Source organism: Desulfobacterales bacterium, from assembly GCA_029211065.1.
Taxonomy (GTDB): domain Bacteria; phylum Desulfobacterota; class Desulfobacteria; order Desulfobacterales; family JARGFK01; genus JARGFK01.
The window spans coordinates 1-21560 of record JARGFK010000080.1; the positions used below are offsets into that span (position 1 = coordinate 1).

Annotated in this window: 21 protein-coding genes and 1 tRNA gene; 3 read left to right on the forward strand and 19 right to left on the reverse strand. The window is 50.5% G+C overall.

The genetic code is table 11. The annotated features are described in order from the left end of the window. Both P1P89_15985 and P1P89_15990 read left to right on the forward strand, forming a co-directional pair. Positions 1–338: hypothetical protein (locus P1P89_15985; GenBank protein MDF1593017.1), on the forward strand; the 338-nt coding region annotated here is incomplete at its 5' end. 199 nt (positions 339–537) lie between these two features. After that, positions 538–1698, forward strand: a complete 1161-nt coding sequence (locus P1P89_15990) for an ATP-binding protein (GenBank protein MDF1593018.1) — start codon at positions 538–540, stop codon at positions 1696–1698. Here P1P89_15990 and P1P89_15995 read toward each other — a convergent pair. The 19 genes from P1P89_15995 to infC all read right to left on the reverse strand — a co-directional run bounded on the left by P1P89_15995 (position 1692) and on the right by infC (position 19830). After that, a complete protein-coding gene (locus P1P89_15995) occupies positions 1692–2513 on the reverse strand; it encodes an MBL fold metallo-hydrolase (GenBank protein ID MDF1593019.1) in 822 nt (273 codons plus the stop codon). The two genes, P1P89_15990 and P1P89_15995, sit on opposite strands and share 7 nt — an antisense overlap. 6 nt (positions 2514–2519) lie before the next feature. After that, on the reverse strand, positions 2520–2981 hold the full coding sequence (gene dut / locus P1P89_16000) for a dUTP diphosphatase (protein ID MDF1593020.1): 462 nt from the start codon (positions 2979–2981) through the stop codon (positions 2520–2522). A 39-nt stretch (positions 2982–3020) separates the two neighbouring features. Beyond that, positions 3021–4307 carry a pitrilysin family protein gene (locus tag P1P89_16005; GenBank protein MDF1593021.1) on the reverse strand — a complete coding sequence of 429 codons (1287 nt, stop codon included), beginning with the start codon at positions 4305–4307 and terminating at the stop codon, positions 3021–3023. Beyond that, positions 4288–6399, reverse strand: a complete 2112-nt coding sequence (gene pnp / locus P1P89_16010) for a polyribonucleotide nucleotidyltransferase (protein ID MDF1593022.1) — start codon at positions 6397–6399, stop codon at positions 4288–4290. Before pnp ends, P1P89_16005 begins: the two co-directional genes overlap by 20 nt. Before the next feature lie 118 nt (positions 6400–6517). Next, positions 6518–6787: a 30S ribosomal protein S15 gene (rpsO, locus tag P1P89_16015; protein MDF1593023.1), complete on the reverse strand. Its 270-nt coding sequence runs from the start codon at positions 6785–6787 to the stop codon at positions 6518–6520. Positions 6788–6870: 83 nt separating this feature from the next. Further along, complete coding sequence (truB, locus tag P1P89_16020) at positions 6871–7776, reverse strand: tRNA pseudouridine(55) synthase TruB (protein MDF1593024.1); 906 nt, start codon at positions 7774–7776, stop codon at positions 6871–6873. A gap of 15 nt (positions 7777–7791) precedes the next feature. After that, positions 7792–8760 carry a DHH family phosphoesterase gene (locus P1P89_16025; GenBank protein ID MDF1593025.1) on the reverse strand — a complete coding sequence of 323 codons (969 nt, stop codon included), beginning with the start codon at positions 8758–8760 and terminating at the stop codon, positions 7792–7794. Next, complete coding sequence (rbfA, locus tag P1P89_16030; GenBank protein MDF1593026.1) at positions 8729–9106, reverse strand: 30S ribosome-binding factor RbfA; 378 nt, start codon at positions 9104–9106, stop codon at positions 8729–8731. Before rbfA ends, P1P89_16025 begins: the two co-directional genes overlap by 32 nt. Then, positions 9103–9390, reverse strand: a complete 288-nt coding sequence (locus tag P1P89_16035; protein MDF1593027.1) for a DUF503 domain-containing protein — start codon at positions 9388–9390, stop codon at positions 9103–9105. Before P1P89_16035 ends, rbfA begins: the two co-directional genes overlap by 4 nt. Positions 9391–9403: 13 nt before the next feature. Next, on the reverse strand, positions 9404–12073 hold the full coding sequence (infB, locus tag P1P89_16040; protein ID MDF1593028.1) for a translation initiation factor IF-2: 2670 nt from the start codon (positions 12071–12073) through the stop codon (positions 9404–9406). Between the two features lie 49 nt (positions 12074–12122). Next, the gene (gene nusA / locus P1P89_16045; GenBank protein ID MDF1593029.1) at positions 12123–13616 is read right to left on the reverse strand and encodes a transcription termination factor NusA; all 1494 of its coding nucleotides are present in this window, start codon (positions 13614–13616) and stop codon (positions 12123–12125) included. Further along, a complete protein-coding gene (locus P1P89_16050) occupies positions 13610–14149 on the reverse strand; it encodes a ribosome maturation factor RimP (protein MDF1593030.1) in 540 nt (179 codons plus the stop codon). Before P1P89_16050 ends, nusA begins: the two co-directional genes overlap by 7 nt. Positions 14150–14337: 188 nt before the next feature. Continuing rightward, positions 14338–14413 (reverse strand) — tRNA-Gly (locus tag P1P89_16055). A gap of 129 nt (positions 14414–14542) precedes the next feature. Next, positions 14543–14899 (reverse strand): MerR family transcriptional regulator, encoded by a 357-nt coding sequence (locus P1P89_16060; GenBank protein ID MDF1593031.1) that lies wholly within the window; start codon positions 14897–14899, stop codon positions 14543–14545. A 28-nt stretch (positions 14900–14927) separates the two neighbouring features. Further along, the gene (gene pheT / locus P1P89_16065) at positions 14928–17342 is read right to left on the reverse strand and encodes a phenylalanine--tRNA ligase subunit beta (protein MDF1593032.1); all 2415 of its coding nucleotides are present in this window, start codon (positions 17340–17342) and stop codon (positions 14928–14930) included. Position 17343: 1 nt separating this feature from the next. After that, complete coding sequence (gene pheS, locus P1P89_16070; protein MDF1593033.1) at positions 17344–18312, reverse strand: phenylalanine--tRNA ligase subunit alpha; 969 nt, start codon at positions 18310–18312, stop codon at positions 17344–17346. A gap of 147 nt (positions 18313–18459) precedes the next feature. Then, complete coding sequence (gene rplT / locus P1P89_16075) at positions 18460–18804, reverse strand: 50S ribosomal protein L20 (GenBank protein MDF1593034.1); 345 nt, start codon at positions 18802–18804, stop codon at positions 18460–18462. A 127-nt stretch (positions 18805–18931) separates the two neighbouring features. Beyond that, positions 18932–19129 carry a 50S ribosomal protein L35 gene (rpmI, locus tag P1P89_16080; protein ID MDF1593035.1) on the reverse strand — a complete coding sequence of 66 codons (198 nt, stop codon included), beginning with the start codon at positions 19127–19129 and terminating at the stop codon, positions 18932–18934. Positions 19130–19302: 173 nt separating this feature from the next. Then, entirely contained in the window at positions 19303–19830 is a 528-nt protein-coding gene (gene infC / locus P1P89_16085) for a translation initiation factor IF-3 (protein ID MDF1593036.1), read from the reverse strand. Between the two features lie 420 nt (positions 19831–20250). On the opposite strand from infC, the gene P1P89_16090 reads away from it, so the two are divergent. Continuing rightward, positions 20251–21243, forward strand: coding sequence for a sigma-54 dependent transcriptional regulator (locus tag P1P89_16090; GenBank protein ID MDF1593037.1), 993 nt, complete (start codon positions 20251–20253; stop codon positions 21241–21243). Positions 21244–21560: the final 317 nt, after the last annotated feature.

A 21560-nucleotide genomic window follows, 5' to 3' on the forward strand; every position in this document is an offset into this window, starting at 1 on the left:
TCCAACCCCAGCGTACGAATAATTTGCTGGAGCGGTTTTTTCGGGATTTTAAGCGTATTAACCGCAAAAGATGCGGCACAATATCTCTGAATAAAACGCTCCGAACGATCCTTGCCGATACGCCTTTGGTTAAAAACCTGGATAATCCCGAGTACCTGGAGATCATCCTCGATGGCTGTAATACGTTGGAGGAGCGCTTTGAAAAAATCGACAGCCGCTTGGTGACAGAGCAATTGAAAGCAGAGCAAAAAAATCAACAGAAAATCAGCCCTGAAATAAAAAAGATTGTCCGGCGGCCGGATTTGCCCGATCGGTTGATCGCGCTATTGGCCGCTTAGCAATATGAATGCCAACCGTTATTTGCGTTCATAGATAATTAATCTGAGCGAACACGAGTAGATTTATCTACGGCTCCGCCCTCGGCGCCTTTCGAAGATCCCGTTCGCGGGGGGCTCTGAATCTCTCCGACTTTCGCAACACTTGGGTACGGATTGCGAATTAAATTGACAATTCGTTCCGATTTGGGTATGCAAAGATATGATTCCGAGAACCATTGCCCCCAAAATACTTCAATATTCCAAGCAATACCCGGTTGTCACCATAACCGGCCCTAGGCAATCAGGAAAAACCACCCTTTGCAAAATGCTTTTCCCTGATATCCCTTATGTATCGCTGGAAAGTATTGAAGAGCGTAGCTTTGCCACATCCGATCCTAAAGGATTTCTGGACCGCTTTCAGGATGGCGCCGTATTGGACGAAATCCAGCGAACCCCTGATTTGCTCTCATACATACAAGTTAGGGTCGATGAGACGCAAAAAAACGGTCAGTTTATCATAACCGGAAGTCAGAATTTTGAACTGCTCAACACTGTCAGCCAATCGCTGGCCGGTCGAACTGCAATTGCCCGACTCCTCCCTTTCTCCTTTGAAGAAGTTTTATCCCATCAGTCGCTTGGATCCATAGACCAACTGCTTTATACCGGTTTTTATCCGCGAATCTATGATGAACAACTCAACCCTACAGAGGCGTTGGCCTTTTACTTTAATACGTATATTGAAAGAGATTTGCGGTTGCTGATTAATATTAAAGACTTGTCTCGCTTTGAAACATTTCTCAAACTTTGTGCAACTCGTTGCGGACAGGTGGTTAATTTTTCAGCACTGGGAAATGACTGTGGGGTCAATCACAATACGATCAAAAGCTGGCTTTCAATTTTGGAGGCCAGCTATATTGTCAAACTCCTTCCGCCTTACTACAGCAACTTAGGAAAACGATTGATCAAAGCCCCGAAGCTGTATTTTATCGATTCGGGTTTAGCGGCCTTCCTGCTTGGAATACAAAAAGTCGAGCATGTGCTTACCCATCCATTGCGAGGGGTATTATTTGAAAATTTAATCGTTTCAGAATTTCTAAAAAAAAGATTCAACCAGGGAAAAACGGACAATCTTTACTTCCTGCGTGACAGTAAAGGCCGTGAGGTGGATATCCTGTTGGATTATGGATCATATATTGACATGGTTGAGATAAAATCAAGCAAGACAATTGCGGAAGACTTATTTAAAGGACTGATTTACTTTAAGAACCTTTACACACAAACAAGGAATTGTTTCCTCGTATATGGCGGTGATCAATCCAGGGTACAGAAAGATATCCAAATTGTGCCGTGGAACACAATTGCATCTTTTGAAATTCAATAAATTTCAAACATGGATCCGCAAACGTCTTGAGTCGCAACCGTAAGCCGGGCGTTGCAATCGCTGAAGGCCTGCCCGACTTCACTGAGGGCTTTCTGGGGGGTGTTATTGGTTTCGCTCAGATGCGCCAGAATCACATGCTCCAGGGCGTCGTGTTTTAATTCCTGCAGCAGTTGTTTGGTGTCGCTGTTGGACAGGTGGCCGCTGCGGCTTTTAATGCGCTGTTTGAGCGGCCAGGGGTAGGGGCCTTCCAGCAGCATGACCGGGTCATGGTTGGCTTCGATGACCATCAAATTGCAATTTTTCAGATGGTCTTTCACCATGGATGTGGCAATGCCCAGATCCGTGGCGATCCCGATTTTAGAGCCGTTCTGCTGGACGGTAAACCCGGCCGGATCCTGGGCGTCGTGGGAGACTGAAAAGGGCTGGATTGTCAGCGTTTTTACGCTGAATGGCGACCCGCATTCAAAAAACTGCTGGTCATTGAGATTGCCCAGCAGGGATAAAGCCGCCCGCCCGGTTTTGCGGTTCATGTAAACCGGCAGGCCGAATCGGCGCGAAAGGATGCCGACGCCCTGAATGTGATCATTGTGTTCGTGGGATACGATGATGGCGTCGAGTGTATGGGGAGAAAGCCCCCGGGAGGTTAAGCGCCGCTCGATTTCAATTCCGGAAAGGCCCGCGTCCAGCAGGATCGCGGTTTCCCCGTTGGAGATATAGATCGCGTTGCCTTTGCTGCCGCTTGCCAGGACACAGACGGAGATGTGGCAGTTAGGAACGTCGGCGGGCGTTATTTTAGGTGGAATAGAGTCGTTCATGATATTTTATTTGATACCGGTATGGCCGAATCCGCCGGTATTGCGATCGGTTTCGTCGAGCTTTGCGACAACGTTGAGCGTGGCCTTAAAGACCCTGTTGATGACCATCTGGGCGATGCGGTCCCCGCGATGAAAGGTATGGCTTTTTTTCCCCATGTTGATAACGGCGATCATCACTTCGCCGCGATAGTCGGCATCGATGGTTCCGGGTGAGTTGATCAGACCGATGCCGTGCTTGACGGCCAGACCGCTTCTGGGCCTGATCTGGGCCTCAAATCCTTCGGGGATGGCGATGGAAAAACCTGTGGGGATCAACGTAATCGCCCCGGGTTCCAAAACCAGATCATCGCAGATGGCGGCGCAGACATCCAGGCCGGCTGCCTGGGAAGTCATATACTGCGGCAGGGGGATGTCCCCGTCGGAATCCGGCCGCAGGCGGGTGATATTTATCGTGGGGGCTTCCATCATTATTCAAGCGTGAGATTGCCGGCAATTGCAATCGGTCGGTTAATGTTGTGTAGCTGCAACCCCAGGGTTAAGGATATGCTCAAAGGAAATTTGATCTTCTATGGGACCGAGGATCGTCAAGGCCGGGGGCCTCGGCTTAAAAAGGGCGGCAGCTAAATCAAAGATGTCCTCAGCAGAAACCCTGTCAACGCCCTGAATGACTTCCTCCAGGGGCAGAAAGCGCTCCCAGTAGAGTTCATTTTGCGCCATCCGGACCATTTGACTGTCGGTGCTTTCGGAAGCCAGGAGCAGATTGCCCTTGGTAAATTCCTTTGCGGCCTGAAGTTCAGGCAACAGGACCGGTTCGGTTGTCAGGCGCTGCATTTCCTTGATGATTAATGCGGTTGTCTCCTCTACTTTGTCGGGGGCAACTGCAGCAGAGACCCCGAAGATGCCGGTGTCGACATGGGATGAAACAAACGAGTATACATTGTAAGCCAGACCTCTTCTTTCCCGGATTTCCTGAAACAGGCGCGAGCTCATATTGCCGCCCAGAATGGTGTTCATCAGAAACAAGCTGAATCGCCGGGGGTCTGAGGCGGACAGGCCTTGCGTGTTCACGCAAATATGCACCTGCTCCAGATCTTTATGATTCAATGTAACCGGAGAGCGGCCTTGGGGGGTAGTTCGTTCCGGAAAACCGTTGCCGGGTTGAATCGACTGGAAAGCGGGACCCACCAATTCGACAATCCGGTCATGCTCCAGATTGCCCGCCATGGAGATAATGATCCGGTCGGGCTGATACAACCGGGAGAAAAAGGTTTTAATCATATCCGCATCAAATCGCCGGATATTCTCAGGCGAACCCAGGATCGATCGCCCCAGGGGGTTGTCGCCCCAGAAGGCATTTCCGGCAAGCAAGTGGATGTACTCGTCCGGGCTGTCTTCCAGCATGCCGATTTCCTGCAGTATGACCGGCCGCTCTTTTTCGACCTCGGCGCCGTCAAAAATGGAATTTAAGAAGATATCCGAAAGAATGTCGGCCATGGTCTCAAGGTGGGTGTCCAGAACCTTGGCGTGGTAGCAGGTGTGCTCCATGGCCGTAAACGCATTGGTGTGGCCCCCGATGGCGTCAAACTCCTTTGCGATTTGATAGCCGGTTCGCTTGCGGGTGCCTTTAAAGATCATGTGCTCAATAAAATGGGAAAGCCCGTTTTCCGGGGGGGCTTCATCCCGGGCCCCCACATTGACCCAGACCCCCATGGAAACACTGCGGACATGGGGCATTTTCCGGGTCAGAATCCGGATGCCGTTGTTTAGGACCGTTTTATTCACTTCCGGGTTCATTTTCTTCCTGGGCCTGGTCTTCAAGGATGGCCTTGTGGCTGAGGCGGATTTTGCCGTCCCGGGTGACCTCGAGTACCTTGACCTTCAGGGAGTCTCCTTCATTAACGACATCAGACACTTTTTTAACCCGTTGGGTGGCAAGCTGGGAGATGTGCACCAGGCCGTCTGTTCCCGGAAAAATCTGAACAAAAGCGCCGAAATCCATGATCTTTACCACGGTACCGTCATATATTTTGCCGACCTCGGGCACTTTGATGATATCATTAATCATGTTCATAGCGACATCCGCATCCGTTTCAGATGTGGCCGCGATCTTGACAAGGCCGGAGTCGTCGATTTCGATCCGGGTATTGGTTGCGCTTTGAATGGAGCGAATGACTTTGCCGCCCGGGCCGATTATTTCACGAATCTTATCCGGGTTGATTTCAATGGAGATGACCTTGGGGGCGAAATGGGAGATTTCCTTGCGGGGTTCACTGAGCGTTTGCAGCATCTTGTCCAGGATAAAGAGCCGGCCGCTGCGGGCCTGGGCCAGGGCTTGCTGCATGATCTCCTTTGAAAGCTCAAGGATTTTAATGTCCATCTGCAGCGCGGTGATCCCTTCGCTGGTGCCGGCCACTTTAAAATCCATGTCGCCGGTATGGTCTTCATCACCGAGGATATCCGACAGGATAATCACTGTATCGCCGTCTTTTACGAGACCCATGGCTATTCCGGAAACCGGCGCCGTGATGGGAACGCCCCCGTCCATCATGGCAAGGGTTCCCGCACAAACCGTTCCCATGGAGGAAGAGCCGTTGGACTCTAAAACCTCCGAAACCAGGCGGATGGTATAGTCAAAAGTTTCTTTTTTAGGGAGCACCTTTTCAAGGGCACGGGTGGAAAGACCCCCATGGCCGATATCCCTCCGGCTGGGGCCGCCCAGGCGTCTGGCTTCGCCCACCGAATAGGGCGGGAAATTGTAATGCAGCATGAACGGGCGAAACTCTTCTCCAATCAAGGTTTCCACCCGCTGCTCATCCGGACCGGAACCGAGGGTCAGAACGCCGAGGACCTGGGTTTCGCCGCGGGTAAAGAGAGCGCTGCCATGGGGCCGGGGGAGGAGGCCGGTTTCACAGGTAATGGGACGGATTTCATCGAATTTGCGGTTATCGATGCGGCGGCCTTCCTTTAAAACAAGATCACGGCAAACCTGTTTTTGAATCGCATCAAGGATCTCGTAGACTTCGGTCTTTCGTTCAGCAGCCGCTTCACCCAGCGATTCAAAAATTTCTTTTTTAACCGTCCGCAAGGCCGGGCCGCGTTTTGTTTTTTCCGGTACCAGGACAGCCTCGCGTATCCGGGGGGCTGCTTCAGGTCCAATTTTTTCAACCAGGCTTTCATCCTTTTGCGGCGGGGTAAACACCCGTTTAGGGGCGCCCAGCTTTTCGCGCAGTTCTACCTGCAAATCGATGAGGGGCTGCATCTGTTGGTGGCCGAAGAAAATGGCTTCCAGCATGTCCGCTTCACTGACAATATTGCCGCCGCCTTCAACCATGACGACACCGGTCTTGGAGCCGGCGACAAAGATGTTGATATCGCACTTTTCATATTCCTGCAGGGTCGGGTTGATTTTCAGCCGGCCGTCGATACGGCCGACGCGCACGGCCGCAATAGGGCCGGCAAAGGGAATGTCCGATAGGACCAGCGCGGCCGAGGCGCCGTTCATTGCCAGAACATCCGGATCGTTTTCCTGGTCCATTGAGAGAACCGTTGCAATCACCTGGGTTTCAAAATTATATTTTTTGGGGAAAAGCGGACGGATGGGCCGATCAATCAACCGGGCGGTCAAGGTTTCTTTTTCGCTGGGTCGACCGATCTCACGCCGAAAGTAATTGCCCGGTATACGGCCGGCTGCATAAATCTTTTCCTGGTATTCGACCGTAAGGGGCAGAAAATCAACGGTTCTTTCCTCGTTGGTGGATACCGCTGTTACCAAAACCACCGTTTCTCCGTATTTGACCAAAACCGAACCGGACGCCTGTTTGGCGAGCTTGCCGGATTGGATGCTCAGGGTTTTATCCCCGATTTCCGCGTTGAGTAAAACTTCCATAATTATCTCCTATAAAAAACTTCTTTGGCCCGGTGACGACATACCAAACACCTGCTTGCCAGCCGGGTAAATAGCGCAGCAGTAGGCATATCTGCGAGCCGCTCCCCTATGGGGGGCTTTAGCGCCGCAACCCGAGGGTTTCAATAATGGTCCGATACCGTTGAACATCCTTATTTTTAACGTAATTCAGCAGCCGGCGGCGGCGTCCCACCATCATCAACAATCCCCTGCGGGAGTGATGGTCTTTTTTATGAACTTTTAAGTGTTCAGTAAGGTAATCGATCCGATGGGACAAGAGCGCTACCTGGACTTCGGGGGAACCCGTATCGCTGTCATGCAACTTAAAGCGCTCGATTACAGCCTGTTTGTTTTCTGATGTTAAAACCACTTTCTTTAAGCCTCCTTCTAAAATTATCAGATCCTATTTGAGTTGGAACATCGCTTGCAAATATTGATGCTATTATACATCTTCTAAGAATGAAATACACAATTATATTTATAAGCCCTGTCTTTTTTATTTAAGCTCACCACCGCCAGAAGCCGGTTTTCAGAGTCCACCACCTTAAAAAAATCACCTGAAAGGTCTATTCGGTCGGGATCCATATCGAGATCCGTTAAGGGTTTTCCAAACCGAATTTTATCCATCAACCCGCTATCGGCAACAAACACCGGCATGTTGCGCAGCGCGCCGGCCATGTCAATGATGCAATCCTGAACGTTTCCGGAAGCTGAAACAGCTTCCAGACTCGGCAGCGAGATCGCTTCGCGGATTGAAAATCCGCTGCTTTCAATTCGCCGCAACGTTTTCAGGTGCCCCCCGCATCCCAGGGCTGCGCCGATGTCCGCGCAAAGCGTACGGATATAGGTGCCGGCGGAACAGGAAACAACAAAGCGTATTTCCGGCAGCTCGATTGCGCGGATTTCAATAGCTGTAATCTGTACCCGCCGGGCAGCCTTTCGCACCGGTTGGCCGCTTCGGGCAAGTTTGTAAAGCGGCACGCCCTTGTGTTTTAATGCCGAAAAAGCAGGCGGCTGCTGCTGGATCGTTCCGGTAAATTGTTTCAGCACCGATCGAATTTTATTTTCAGAAAATTCGATCCATTCACATTGCGACGTCACCGTTCCGGTGCTGTCCTGGGTGTCGGTGTCAATGCCGAGCCGAAGGACCGCCTCGTAAGTTTTGTGACCGCTTAAAAAAAACCGCGCAAGCCGGGTTGCCTGATTGAGACAGCATATCATCACGCCGGTTGCAAACGGGTCCAGCGTACCGGTATGTCCGACTTTTTTGGCCCCGAGCAATTTTTTGACGACAGCCACAACCTTTGCGGACGTAATACCGGCCGGTTTGTCGATAACAACAATCCCGTTTGTTTCCATTCCCATATCAACGCGTCAAAGCTCTTCAGCCAGACCCATAATCCGGTCTTTAATATCGGCCAGCGGGGCCTGGATGCTGAATCCGGAGGCGCTCGCATGACCGCCCCCGCCGAAAGCGGCTGCAATCCGGGCAACATCCACCGTGCCGTCGGAGCGCAGGCTGACATGGAACTGGTTTTTCTTTATGCTGCCCTTGTTGTTCGTTTGTTCCTGAACCAGGGCAGCGACTGTGACCGCTTCAATTCGCCTGGCATAATTGATCAGGCCGTCCGCATCTTCAGGCTGGGTGCCGGTTTCACTCAGCATTTCTTTTGTCACCGTCATCAGGGACAGCCTGCCGTTGCGTGAAATTTCGATGGAATCCAGGGCCAGGTTCAGCAGCTTGATACGCCCCAGGGAATATTTACCGTAAACATGCTGCGCAATCCCATACGGGTCGGCGCCGCAGGCAATCATTTCCTCGCAGATCGCAAAAGCCGAATGATTTGTGTTTGAAAATCGAAATGAACCGGTATCGGTTAAAATCCCGGTATAAATCGATTTGGCCATGTCGCGGCTGAAGGCAACATCCAAGGCCTTGATCAGCCGATATACAATTTCCGCAGTGGCACAGGCCTGGGTGTCGATCAGCTGGTACGTTCCAAAACCGGTATTGGTGACATGATGATCCACATTGATCGTAACCGGAACCTGGGCGGCGGTGGCGGCCCCATGGCCGATTCGCTTAAAATCGCCGCAATCCAGAATAACGGCCGTATCAAAATTATCACCTTTTCTTAGGTGCTTCACCACCCGCTTGACCGACGGCAGGAAGCGATAAACGGCCGGGATGGGGCTCGGATTGTAAAGGGTGGTTTTTTTTTTCAGCAAGTCCAGGGCAAGTCCCAATGCCAACAGCGATCCGATGGCGTCTCCGTCCGGATTTTCATGGGATGCCAGCAAAACGTTCCGGCTATTCTTCAATTGCTGTATGATTTGATTCATGTTCGGTTTTTAATGATTTTAATATCGTATCGATACGTGTTCCATAGTCAAAGGAATCGTCATAAAAAAATTTCAGCGCGGGCATATAGCGAAGGCCCAGCTTGGGCGCCAGCTCGCGTTTGATATATCCCAGCGCTTTTTTAAAGCCATCCGCCGCTTCCTGTTTGCGCGTGGCGCCGCCGGATGTGACGAAATAGATATAGGCAGATTTTAAATCCGCAGAGACCTTTACGCCGGTGATGCTGGCCGTTTTAAGACGCGGATCATTTATGCCTTTATATAACAGCTCTGACAGGAGTTTTTGGATCAGTCCCCCCACCCTGTCCGAGCGCGCGAAGGGCTTCATAAAATAATGATCTCCATTTCGGTGTCAACGATTTCCGCCAGGCCCAGCTCTTCAACAAAGTTGAACAGTTTATCGATTTTAGAATTTATCAGCATGCGGTCGTTGCCGGTTAAGGCGAAACCGATTTCCGCCTTTTGATAAACATCATTGGATCCGACCTCAGCCACCGACGCATTGAAATTGTTGCGCAGCCGGCTGATAATCGCTTTTATGATTTTTCTTTTACCCTTCAGGCTGTGGCAGTCATGCAGCCTGAATCTGATAATTCCAAAACCGACAACCATGGCGTTCGCGCTTTTAAGCCAATTCCGGCTTAATTTCCTCTAGATAATAACACTCAAAAACATCGCCGATCTTGAGGTCGTTAAAGTTTTCGATGCCGATACCGCATTCGTATCCGGTTTGAACTTCTTTGGCATCATCTTTAAAGCGTTTAAGGGATGAAATTTTACCCTCATAGATAACAATGCCGTCTCTAAGGACCCGAACCGGTCGGCTGCGTTCAATTTTGCCGTCGGTAACATAGCTCCCCCCGATGGCGCCCACTTTGGGAACATGAAAGACTTCGCGAATTTCCGCGCGGCCCAAACTTCGTTCTTCAAAGGTGGATGACATCAAGCCGACAATGGCGTCCCGGACGTCTTTAATCACATCGTATATGATACTGTAGAAGTTCATTTCTACGTTTTCTTCGTTGGCGATCTCCTGAACTTTAGGGCTGGGCCGAACGTTGAAACCGATAATGATCGCGTCGGATACACTCGCCAGGGAAACATCCGACTCGGTAATGGTCCCGGTGGCGGCATGGATGACATTGATTTTTACTTCTTCATTTGAAAGCTTGACAAGTGAGTCTCGCAGGGCCTCGATGGAACCCTCCACGTCTGCTTTGATAATCAGATTCAGATCTTTGACTTCACCGGACTGCAGGCTTTCATAAAGTTTTTCCAGGCTCAGCCGGCTGGTTTTGGCCAGATCTTTGGAGCGCCGCTTCTGGATGCGGTGGAGGCTGATCTGCTTGGCGTTTTTCTCGTCGTCCAGGGCGGCCAGATCGTCGCCGGCCAGGGGCACGCCAGAAAGCCCTTGCACCTCCACCGGTATGGACGGTCCGGCGGATTCCACCCGCTCGCCTTTGTCGTTCAGCATCGCGCGGATTTTTCCATAATGGACCCCGCACACAATCGTGTTGCCGGTGCGCAGGGTGCCGTTTTGGACCAGAACAGTGGCAACCGGCCCCCTGCCGGAATCCAGTTTTGCTTCGACCACGTGGCCCACCGCCAGTTTGTCCGGATTGGCCGTTAGCTCCATTAATTCGGCCTGGAGCAGAATCATCTCCAGCAGGCTGTCAATCCCTTCATGGGTTTTGGCGGAGACATCCACAAAAATGGTATCGCCGCCCCAGTCCTCGGAGGTGAGGCCGACATCCGCCAGTTGCCGCCGGCTTCGGGCCGGATCGGCATTTGCCTTGTCGATTTTGTTGACGGCTACAATAATGGGAACGCCGGCCGCTTTGGAATGGTTGATCGCTTCAATGGTTTGCGGCATGACGCCATCGTCCGCGGCGACTACCAGAACCACGATATCGGTAATTTTGGCGCCGCGGGAGCGCATGGCGGTAAATGCCTCATGGCCGGGTGTGTCCAGGAAAACAATTTGTCCTTTTTCAGTGGACACGTTATAAGCGCCGATGTGCTGGGTGATACCGCCGGCTTCCAGTTCGGTGACGCTGGTTTTGCGAATGACGTCTAAAAGCGACGTCTTGCCGTGGTCGACATGCCCCATGATGGTAACCACCGGCGGACGGGGAACCAAATTGGCCGGATCATCAGCCGCGATTTTTTTCAATACGGTATCTTCTTCAAAGGCTGCCTTTTCAAGCTCGAATTCAAACTCAGCGGCCACCAGTGTGGCGGTTTCAAAATCGATGGTCTGGTTTACCGTTGCGATGACGCCCAGCGCCATCAGTTTTGCTATCATTTCATTGGCTTTGACGCCCATCCGTTTCGCCAGATCCGACAGGACAATCGCTTCATCAATCTTGATGCGGCGCTTAATGGCTTTGGGGGTTGTAATCTGAGTCTTTTGCCCTTTAACGGCCCTGGCTTTAACCCCTTTTCGCCCCTTCCGATGCCGGGGCTCTGCTGCGTATAGATCTGCCCCTTCGATAATTTCTTTGCGCCGGAAGGAAATTTTCTTTTTAAAAAATTTGGGATCTTCCAGAGCCTCGACCGGTTTCAATTTGCCTTTCTTTTTCGGCCGGCCTTTAGATTCTTCCTCCTCTATCGGCAGCGGAGGGGGCTCTCCCTTAATTTTTTTTCCGGGCGGTTTTCTGTCAATTTTTTCTTTTACAACCGGAACGGCCGGTTCTGCCGGAACCGCTTCAGGCTCCGGCGCTTTTTTTGCCAATACGGTGGGAAGCTTAATAATTTTAGCCGGAGCGTCTTTCTTGGCCTTCTTGGTTGCTTTGGCTGGTTTTCCCTTTTTCGGCTTTGGGGGTGTGGCCGGTTGAGTGTCCGCCGGCGGGGAAATTGGTTCAACTGCCGGGGCCGGTTCCTCAATAGGTTCCACAGGCGGAGCTGTCGACGGCGCAGCCTGGGCTTCTACCGGGGTTTCCGGGGCTTCGGCCGCCTGGGGGGGTTCTTCACCTGGGGCGGCTTCCGGGACCGGTTGCGCAGCGACCGCTTCGGCGTCGGCCGGTTCAGCAGCTTCAGCAACGGGTTCCGACGGCGATTTTTTTACCGTCACCAGTTTTACGCGCCGCCGAATAACCGTCGACTTTACGCGCGTTTCAACCACCGTTTCCTTTTTTTTGCCGAGAACAAAGTCCTTTACCTGGGCAATTATCTCATCGTCCAGAGAGCTCATGTGGCTCTTTACGTCGACCTTCATTTCAGCCAGTTTCTCAAGGAGCGCCTTGTTTTCCATGCTAAGATCCCTGGCAAGCTCATATACCCTGATCTTTGCCATCCATCCCCCTTATTGTTCGATCAATTGAGTGTGCAGCAGTATTAGATTCCTATTCGGGTTTGTTCTCCGGCACTGCTTCCTGAGCATCCGCCGATCTGTCCTTTACCATTTTATCTTCAGCATCTTTTTGTTCCGATTCGGATGGCGCGGTTGTCGCGCTTTCAGCCTCCGAAAGTTCTTCATTTTCGGATAGCGTCTCTGGGTCGACTTCAGCCGCTTCAGCCGCTTCAGCTGCTTGGGCTGCCTTGGCCGATTCGGCCGCTTCAGCTGCTTCAGCCGCTCTGGCCGCTTTGGCTTCTTTGGCCGCTGTTTTCGCCGCCTGTTTCGATGCTTCGATTAATTTAAGGGCGGTTTCATCACCGATCCCCTTAATTTGGACCAGGTCTTCTTTAGCTGCTTTTGCTAGTTCTTCCACTGAATAAAACCCTTTTTCATATAATGCGTCCGCCAGACTCGCACCCACGCCGGGCAACGCAACCAGCGACGCATAGCCATCCTGCAAGGCCTTGCTGTAAAGCGATTCGCTTTGTACATCCAGGTGCCAACCGGTCAGTTTTGAGGCCAAGCGGACATTTTGCCCGCGTTTGCCGATGGCAACCGAGAGAAATTCATCCGGAACAATGACTTCCATTGCGCGATTATATTCATCAATAATCACCCGGGAAATTTCAGCAGGAGCCAGGGCATTACAAACGAATTTGGCCGGGTCCAGATGCCAGGAGATGATATCTATTTTTTCACCCCGCAACTCCTGGACGACATTCTGAACGCGACTGCCTTTCATACCGACGCAGGCGCCCACCGGGTCGATGTCCGTATCGTTCGAAGCCACAGCAAATTTCGCCCGGATTCCCGGTTCCCGGGCGGCGCCCATGATTTTAACGATACCTTCGCTGATTTCAGGCACCTCTGTTTTGAACAAATTGATTAAAAAGTTTGGATGGGTTCGAGACAAAATGATCTGAGGCCCACGCGTATCAAGGAGAACGTTCAGAATAAAGGCCCGGATGCGGTCGCCGCGGCGATAGGTCTCTTTGGGAACCTGCTCGCGAACCGGGAGGATGCCCTCGGTTTGACCCAGGTTCACAATAAGATCTCCCCGCTCGATGCGCTGGACGATGCCATTGATGATTTCGCCTTTGCGTTCAATAAAACTCGCATATACGGCATCCTTTTCAGCATCCTTCATTTTCTGAATAATGACCTGTTTGGCGGACTGCGCCGCTATTCGCCCGAATGTGGCCGGTTCCATTTTGGTTCCGATGCTGTCGCCCACCTCGCATTCCGGGTCCAGTTTTCGACCGTTCGGCAGGCTGATTTGAATTTCCGGCTCTTCGACGGTTTCCACCACCTCTTTAAACTGAAAGACCTCGATTTCCCCGTTTTCTTCGTTGTACTGAACTTCGATATCGATTTTGCTTCCAAATTTTTTTCGGGCAGCGGATTTAAGGGCCTCTTCAAGCGCTTTGATTAAAACCGATCGATTAATGCCCTTGTCTCGACTGACCTGTTCTACGACTCGTTTGATGTCTGCAATTAACATTGGCTTTCTCCATGATAATCAACCAACCGCGTCCGGGCAATTTCCTGTAAGGGAATCGCGACCGTTTTGTCTCCAACCAAGAGTGATACTACCCCGCCGGATATGCCGGATAGAACGCCCTTGAAGTTTTTTTGTCCACCAATTGGCTTTGTCGTTTTTATACTTGCCATATTTCCCTTGAATTTATCATAGTCGATCTCTTTGCTCAGCGGGCGATCGGTTCCCGGCGATGACACTTCCAGATTATACGGGCCCACATTTTCGATATTGACGTCCAGCAGATCCCCCATCTGGCGGTTGATATTGACACAATCATTCAGCGAGATCCCCCCGGGCTGGTCGATATAAAGTCGCAAAATCCGACCGCCGGCCTCACGCTGAAATTCAACATGTACCAGCTCTATTCCTTCGGCTTCACACAGCCCCTGCGCCAAACGCTTCGTCCGGGCGACAATCTCCTGCCAGGATTTATTGGACAGCGCCACCTGATCGGATGCCGTCTGTTTCGCTTTTATTTTTTTTCGTCCAAGCACCGCTAACCTTGATTTCCTATTAAAAAAACAAAAAACGGGCTGTTGCCCGTTTTTTCACTTTCAGGTAGATTGTTTAAATGGAACAAGAAATAATCAGTTCATGAAATTAACCACCGCAAAAAAATAAAACCAAGCTACCAATTATACCCTACCTTAACTACCCCTTAATGAAAAAAGGCGGACTTTCGTGGAGCGGGCAACGAGATTCGAACTCGCGACTCCAAGCTTGGGAAGCTTGTACTCTACCAGCTGAGTTATGCCCGCGTACCCGTTCCGAAGATAGGTAAATATGACAAAATTTAGCCGTTGTCAACAGATTTCAATAATATTTTAAAGGATATGAATTTTGGGAGAAGCGCTATAACTTGAGGCCGTTACCAAAGGCGGTTCCGTCTAAAGCGGTTTGGCCAGGAGTTTTTTTATCTGTTTTAATTCTGAACAAATTTCAGCGAAGGCCTCGGCGGGCGATTCGCTTTGGGGAGCTTTGGTTGCAGCCAGGAGGTGGCGTTTGGCGCCCTGGATGGTAAATTTGCGGTCGTAAAGAAGGTGTTTTATTTTTAATATCAACTCAACATCACTTTTTTTGTATTGGCGCTGACCGGATTGGGTTCGCCGGGGGCTTATCTGCTTAAATTCGGATTCCCAGAACCGCAGGACATATGTCGGAATTCCGGCAAGGTTGCTCACCTCTCCAATTTTAAAGTAAAGTTTGTCCGGCAATACTGGTGGGGGGTGCGGTTTTAAGGCCATCTTAAGGCAATTGCCCTATCGAAAGATTTTAAGCCGGAAGCGTTCCCTTAAATTCTTTAAGGATACGGTCGGTGATGTTTTTGTGAATTTGGTTGACCGTCTCGTCTTCAAGGGTTTTCTGCTCCGATCTGTAAACGATTCTGAGCGAAACGCTTTTTTTCTCGGTAGGTATCAGATTCCCTGTGAATATATCAAAGATATATAAATTTTCAACCCATTCTTCATCGGCCTGGCGAATGCTGGAAAGAATGCGTTCAGACTCAATGTTTTGGTCCACAATCAGGGTGATGTCCCTTGTGGTTGCGGGGAATTTCGGAAGCGGCCGGGCATGCTTGCTTTTGGGAACAACCGCTGCAAGGGCGCTGAGGCTCAGCTCAAAAACAAAGCTGTTTTGTTTTAAATCAAAATTGTCGAGGACCGGCGGATCAATCTCACCGACAACCCCGAGGGCCTGATCGCCCGAAAAAATCTGGGCGCTATGGCCGGGCCTCAGATAGCTGGCTGCTTCAATATTTGCCCGGGTGAATTTTACCTGGGGAATTTGCATCCCGCTCAGCAAGGCTTCAACGATGCCTTTGATGTCATAGAAATCACAATCGGCCTCTTTGGCATGCCAGGAAAGATCGACCCGTGAACCGGTCCAAATGCCGGCCAGCATTTCAATTTCCCGGGGCAGGCTTTCCTGTCCGCTGCCAATAAAGATTTTTCCGACCTCAAACCCTTTTAGGTTGCGGTTCTGTTGCGCCAGATTGCGATGCAGGGTACTGAGCAGCCCGGGGATTAGGGATGTGCGCATGACGGCCTGGTCGTCGGTCAATGGATTCAGGATCTTCAGCAAAGACCTGCGGGGGTCGTCGGGCGTTAAATTGAGTTGGCTGCCTGAAAGCTGGCTGACAAAGCTGTAAGTGATGATTTCGCTGAAACCGAATCCGGTCATGAGGCTTTTTACATGATCACGCATCGCCAATATGTTTGCAGCGCCCCTGACCTCAGCCGGGACCAGCGGAAAGGTGGTGGGGATGGTATGATATCCCGCCAGGCGTGCAATCTCCTCCATTAAGTCTTCCGGTCTTTCAATATCTACCCGGAAGGTCGGGGGCACAACCCGCAGCGCCGTGGATTGTTGTTTTTCAACTTTAAATTCAATGGACTCCAGCAGGGCCACCATCTTTTTTTGAGTCAAGCGGGTTCCCAGGAGGCGATTGGTGTCCTTAATCTTTAACTGAATGGATTTGGGCAGGGCGGTAACCGGATTCTCGTCCAGGATGCCGCCTATCAGGGTTCCGCCGCCGATCTCAACCATCAGTTGGGCGGCGCGCTTTATTGCGGCAACCGTTCCGGCCGGGTCAACCCCCCGTTCGAAGCGGTGGGACGCGTCGGTGCTGAGCCCCAGTTTTTTAGCGGTCTTGCGAATGCTGATGGGGGAAAAATAAGCGCTTTCAATGAGCACGCGCCGGGTGGCAGCTTCGATTTCAGAGTTGAGCCCCCCCATTACGCCTGCAATGGCCACCGGCTTTTCGCCGTCGCAGATCATGAGCATGTCTGAAGTTAAAATGCGGTCCTTGCCATCCAAGGTCCTGAACGTTTCGCCGTCTCTAGCCGTCCGGACAACGATCCTGTTCTGGGCCAGCCGGTCAAAATCAAAAGCATGCAAGGGCTGACCGGTTTCCATCATGACAAAATTGGTGACATCAACGATAAGATTGATGGGTCGCAGTCCCACAGACAGGAGGCGGTCCTGCAGCCAAAAAGGAGAAGGCCCCACGCTGATATCTTCCACCAGAACAGCGGCGTAACGCGGACAGTGCTCGGGGGCGTTGATGGTAACAGACGAAAGGTCGGCTATGTTTTTGCGGCCGGCCGGCAGCGCTATTTCAGGGTAGGTGGCATGCGTTCGTTCTATCGCAGCAATTTCCCGGGCAATTCCCATCATGCTGAGGCAGTCCGGCCGATTGGGCGTGATGCTGACTTCAAAAACCATATCCGAAAGCGCCAGGGCCCCGTTCAACCGGGTGCCCGGCGTCAGGGCATCGGCAAGCTCCATGATGCCGCTTTTATCCGAGCCCAGGCCCAATTCAAATTCACTGCAAAGCATGCCTTCAGACGGGAGTCCCCGTATGACCGACTTTTCAAGGGCGGCGCCATGGGGAAGCAGCGTTCCCGGCAGGGCCGCCGGAATCCGCATGTTCTCCCGGATATTGGATGCGCCGCAAATCACGGAAATGGTGCGGCCGCCGATATCCACCCGGCAGCAGGAAAGGTTTTCAGCTTGGGGGTGCGGGTCTATTTTAACAATACGAGAGACAAGGACCGTGTTCAGGTAGCTGTACCGGTCTGATACCGCTTCAACCTCCAGCCCCGCCATGGTCAAGGCATCCGCAAGTCGGGAGACGTCACCGGGGATCTGAACATAAGTGCTTAACCAGCTTAAACTCACTTTCATGCTAGAATTGCCTCAGGAATCTGAAATCATTTTCAAAAAATTTACGGATATCGTCGATACCGTATTTTAACATGGCCAGCCGTTCCACTCCCATGCCGAAGGCAAAGCCCTTATAGCGGGTGGTGTCATAGCCCACGTTTTCAAATACGGCCGGGTGAACCATGCCGGAGCCGAGAACTTCAAGCCATCCGGTCAGGGAGCAGACCCGGCAGCCCTTACCCCTGCAAATGACGCAGAGAATGTCCACTTCGGCACTGGGCTCGGTAAACGGGAAAAAACTCGGTCGGAACCTTAAGGATGTGCGGTCGTCAAACATTTGATGGACAAAGGTTGTCAGGATTCCTTTAAGATCGCCAAAGGTTACACCTTCTGCCACCATGAGACCTTCCACCTGGTGAAACATGGGGGTATGGGTCAGGTCTGAATCGCAGCGATAGACTTTTCCGGGAGCAATAATTCTGATCGGTGGCTGGTGCGCCTCCATATATCGCACCTGGATGGGAGAGGTGTGCGTTCTTAAAACGATATTCTCAGATATGTAAAATGTGTCCTGCATGTCCCGGGCGGGATGATTTTTGGGAATATTCAACGCTTCAAAATTATAATAATCAGACTCAACCTCAGGGCCTTCGGCAATCTCAAATCCCAGCCGGGTAAATATATCAGAGATTTGCCGGGTAATCTGCGTAATGGGATGGAGCGAGCCAACCGAAAGGGGGCGACCGGGCAAGGATACATCAATCCCTTCGGTCTGTTCGGGCTGATGGGAATCAAGCTGCAGAAGGGTTTCCTGGATTAAGGCGTCCAGCTTCTGCTTTATTTCATTGGCATTTTTCCCTGCCGCGGGCCTGTCTTCGGGAGTCAAGGTTGAAATATTTCTTAAAAACTGAGTGACCAAACCCTTGCGACCCAGATACCGTATGGAGATGTCATTCACATGGTCGCGCGAGGATGCCTTGGCGAGTTCCACCCGGGCAGCTTCATAAATCTGTTCGATTGATCGGTCCACTTGCGGTCTCTGAATTAGGATTGCTAAAAGAAATCCGTGTAAACGTCATAAGCAACAAACGACAACAGACGTCTGCAAACTGTTTTCCGTGTTTGTTGCTTATGATGGCTACTGCGTGGCCAGGTTTACCAGATTGGTAAATCCCGGGGGATCGGAAATTGCCAGTTCGGCCAGAATTTTACGGTCAAGTTCAATGTTGGCGGTTTTCAGGCCGTGAATAAATTTGCTGTATGAGATGTTATTCATTCTTGCGGCTGCATTAATTCTCGCGATCCAAAGCCTTCGAAAATCACGTTTTCTGGCTTTGCGGTCCCGATAGGCGTAATTCAGGGCCTTGTCGACAGCGCCGGCTGCTGTACGAAACAGCTTGCTGCGGCCGCCCCGAAACCCTTTTGCCAATTTTAAAACTTTATTCCGGCGTCTTCGCGCCTTAAAACCTCTTTTTACACGCATGGTTCTGCTCCTTTAATACATAAATTCAACGCTGCCACCCATACGTTGCGGCGGCGGCTGAAGCTTAAATTCGGCAAGATTTGTTTATAATCATTTTGCCTGTTAAAAGGTGAACAAAGATAAGTCACTAACCGTTTGGCAGCAACCGTCGCAACTGCTTTAAATTGGTTTTGTCACTCAATTTGTTTTTGCGCAACGATCTTTTGCGCTTGGTTGTCTTTTTGGTCAAGATATGGCTGCCATAAGATTTTGAGAAAAGAAATTTTCCTGTTCCCGTTTTTTTAAACCGCTTTGCGGCAGCACGATTCGTTTTGATTTTAGGCATTTTTAATATTCTCCTGATTGAGCATCTTTCAAAGGGCGCTATTTTTAAAAAAAATAGATGGCGCGAGCAATGTAATACCAGCCCACGCCACGTTAATCAACTGATAATCGCACCCTTTAAGAATAGAAGCCGGTTTTTCTAAACCCGTTTAAAATACTTCCCGGGTTGGGTTTTTATTTCGGCGCCAGAACCATTATCATGGTACGGCCCTCAAATTTTGGAAATTGTTCGACCGCCGAAATATCGGAAACGGTTTCAGCCACTTGGCTGAGCAACTCCCTGCCGCGATCAGACAGCGTGATTTCCCGTCCCCTGAATATAACCGTCACCCTGACCTTGTCTTTTTTCTCCAGAAATTTTCTGATATGACCCATTTTAACCTGGAGATCATGATCGCCGGTTTTGGGACGAATTTTTATTTCTTTTAACTGGAAGGTGCTTTGTTTCTTTTTTGCTTCCTGTTGTTTTTTTGTCAGTTCGTACTTGTATTTCCCGTAATCCATAATTTTGCAGACGGGCGGCTTTGCATTGGGAGATACTTCCACAAGGTCGAGCCCGAATTCCATGGCGGCCTTTAAGGCTTCCTGGGTCGGGATGACGCCGAGTTGATTGCCATCCGGGTCAATCACCCGAATCTCTTTCGCTCTAATTCCCTTGTTTGTGTTCACCCTGTCTTTACTGGACTTGTCTATTCTAGCTATGCTTTCACCTCCTGAAAAAGAGTCCCTGTTAACTGTGCCGTCGCTATGCGATAAAACGCACTTCCATAAGCGGATTCATTGCCCGTGAAGGCACGACCATTGACCCACTGCCTATAAAGAGATTAATGAACGTAGGTCAAATATATAAAAACATCATGAAATGCAAGAAAAAAAATCAAGAGAAAATATAAATATGAATTAAGATAAGGCGCCGGCCCAAAATCTGTCGGTTTAGCGTTTGCCCTTTTATTCAACAGCCGAGGATGCCTCAGACCTTGGCAAGTCATATGTATAATAGCAGCGTTTACCTGAAAACACCGGAGAGGTGACACTATTTATTTTCCATTGCCTTGGTTTTATGATATGAAAATGCCTGAAAACATCAGTTTTAATTCAATTGTTCCGACTTGCGGGAGTCAAATGAATCGCATCCTGGTAGTTTCGACAGAACCGGACATTTTTCATTTCATGCAGTCCTGTTTTCGGTCGGAATACAATGTTGGAAAAGCCGGTGATCACGAGCAGGCGCTGGAGGGGCTGAAAAAAAAGCGCTATGACTGCCTGTTTATTGATATTGACCTGATCCAATCTTCCCATGGAGAAGAGGATTCGTTCCTGCTTCAGCCTTTCTGGCACCTGTATCCGACTCTTGAAATCATCATCATGGCCCCACAGGAGAAAATCAGACACACCGTAATGGCGGTCAAGGCGGGAGCCAGCAATTACGTCACTTATCCGCTGAACGCCGAAGAGGTTCGATATGTAACCGAGACGACCTATCGATCCAAACTGTTCCAGTCGGAAATTGATTATTTGCGGAATCAGTTCTGGCAGCGCGATTTCATCGACATGGTACGTACCAACACCCCGGAGATGCAGGCGGTTTTCAACAAGGTTCGATCCGTAGCCACCACAAAAAGCACTGTTCTTTTGAATGGTGAGACCGGTACCGGCAAAAGCATGCTTGCCAAACTGATCCACCAGCACAGCAACAGAAGAAACGATCAATTTATCAGCTTGCACTGCGGGGCAATCCCGGACACCCTGGTTGAAAGCGAGCTGTTCGGTCATGAGAAAGGGGCCTTTACCGGCGCCGTCCGCAAAAAGCTCGGCAAATTTGAAATCGCCAGCGGCGGCACTATTTTTTTAGATGAAATCGGAACGGTTACTTCTTCCGCCCAAATTAAATTGCTGCAGGTCCTGCACGAGGGCACCTTCCAAAGAGTGGGCGGCGAGGATACCCTTAAAACGGACGTCAGAATCATTGCAGCAACCAATTCAGACCTGAAAAGCCTTTGCGATAGCGGCCAGTTCAGAAAAGATTTGTATTATCGTTTGAACGTATTTCCCTTAGACATGCCCCCCTGCGGGAACGCAAGGATGATATCCCACTGTTTGTGGATGCATTTTTAAAAAAAACTGAATATGCATTACCATAAGGCGATTCATGCTATTCAGCCTGAGGTTTTGCGGGCTTTTCAGCAATATCAATGGCCGGGAAACCTATGTCGGTAAACGACGGTTGGATTTTTAAAAAGCATCGCCATTGGGCCGTCTTTGGGGGCTCTGCGGCCACCGATCAAATGGTGATCAAGTATGAGTTCTTGCAAATCACACCCAAAATGGGTGATTTGGGACCAAGATGATGAAAACACGGGCATAAAAGACCTTGTTTTTTAGTTCAAATATGATAAAGTATGCGCATAGGATTTATTAATAACACATACTTT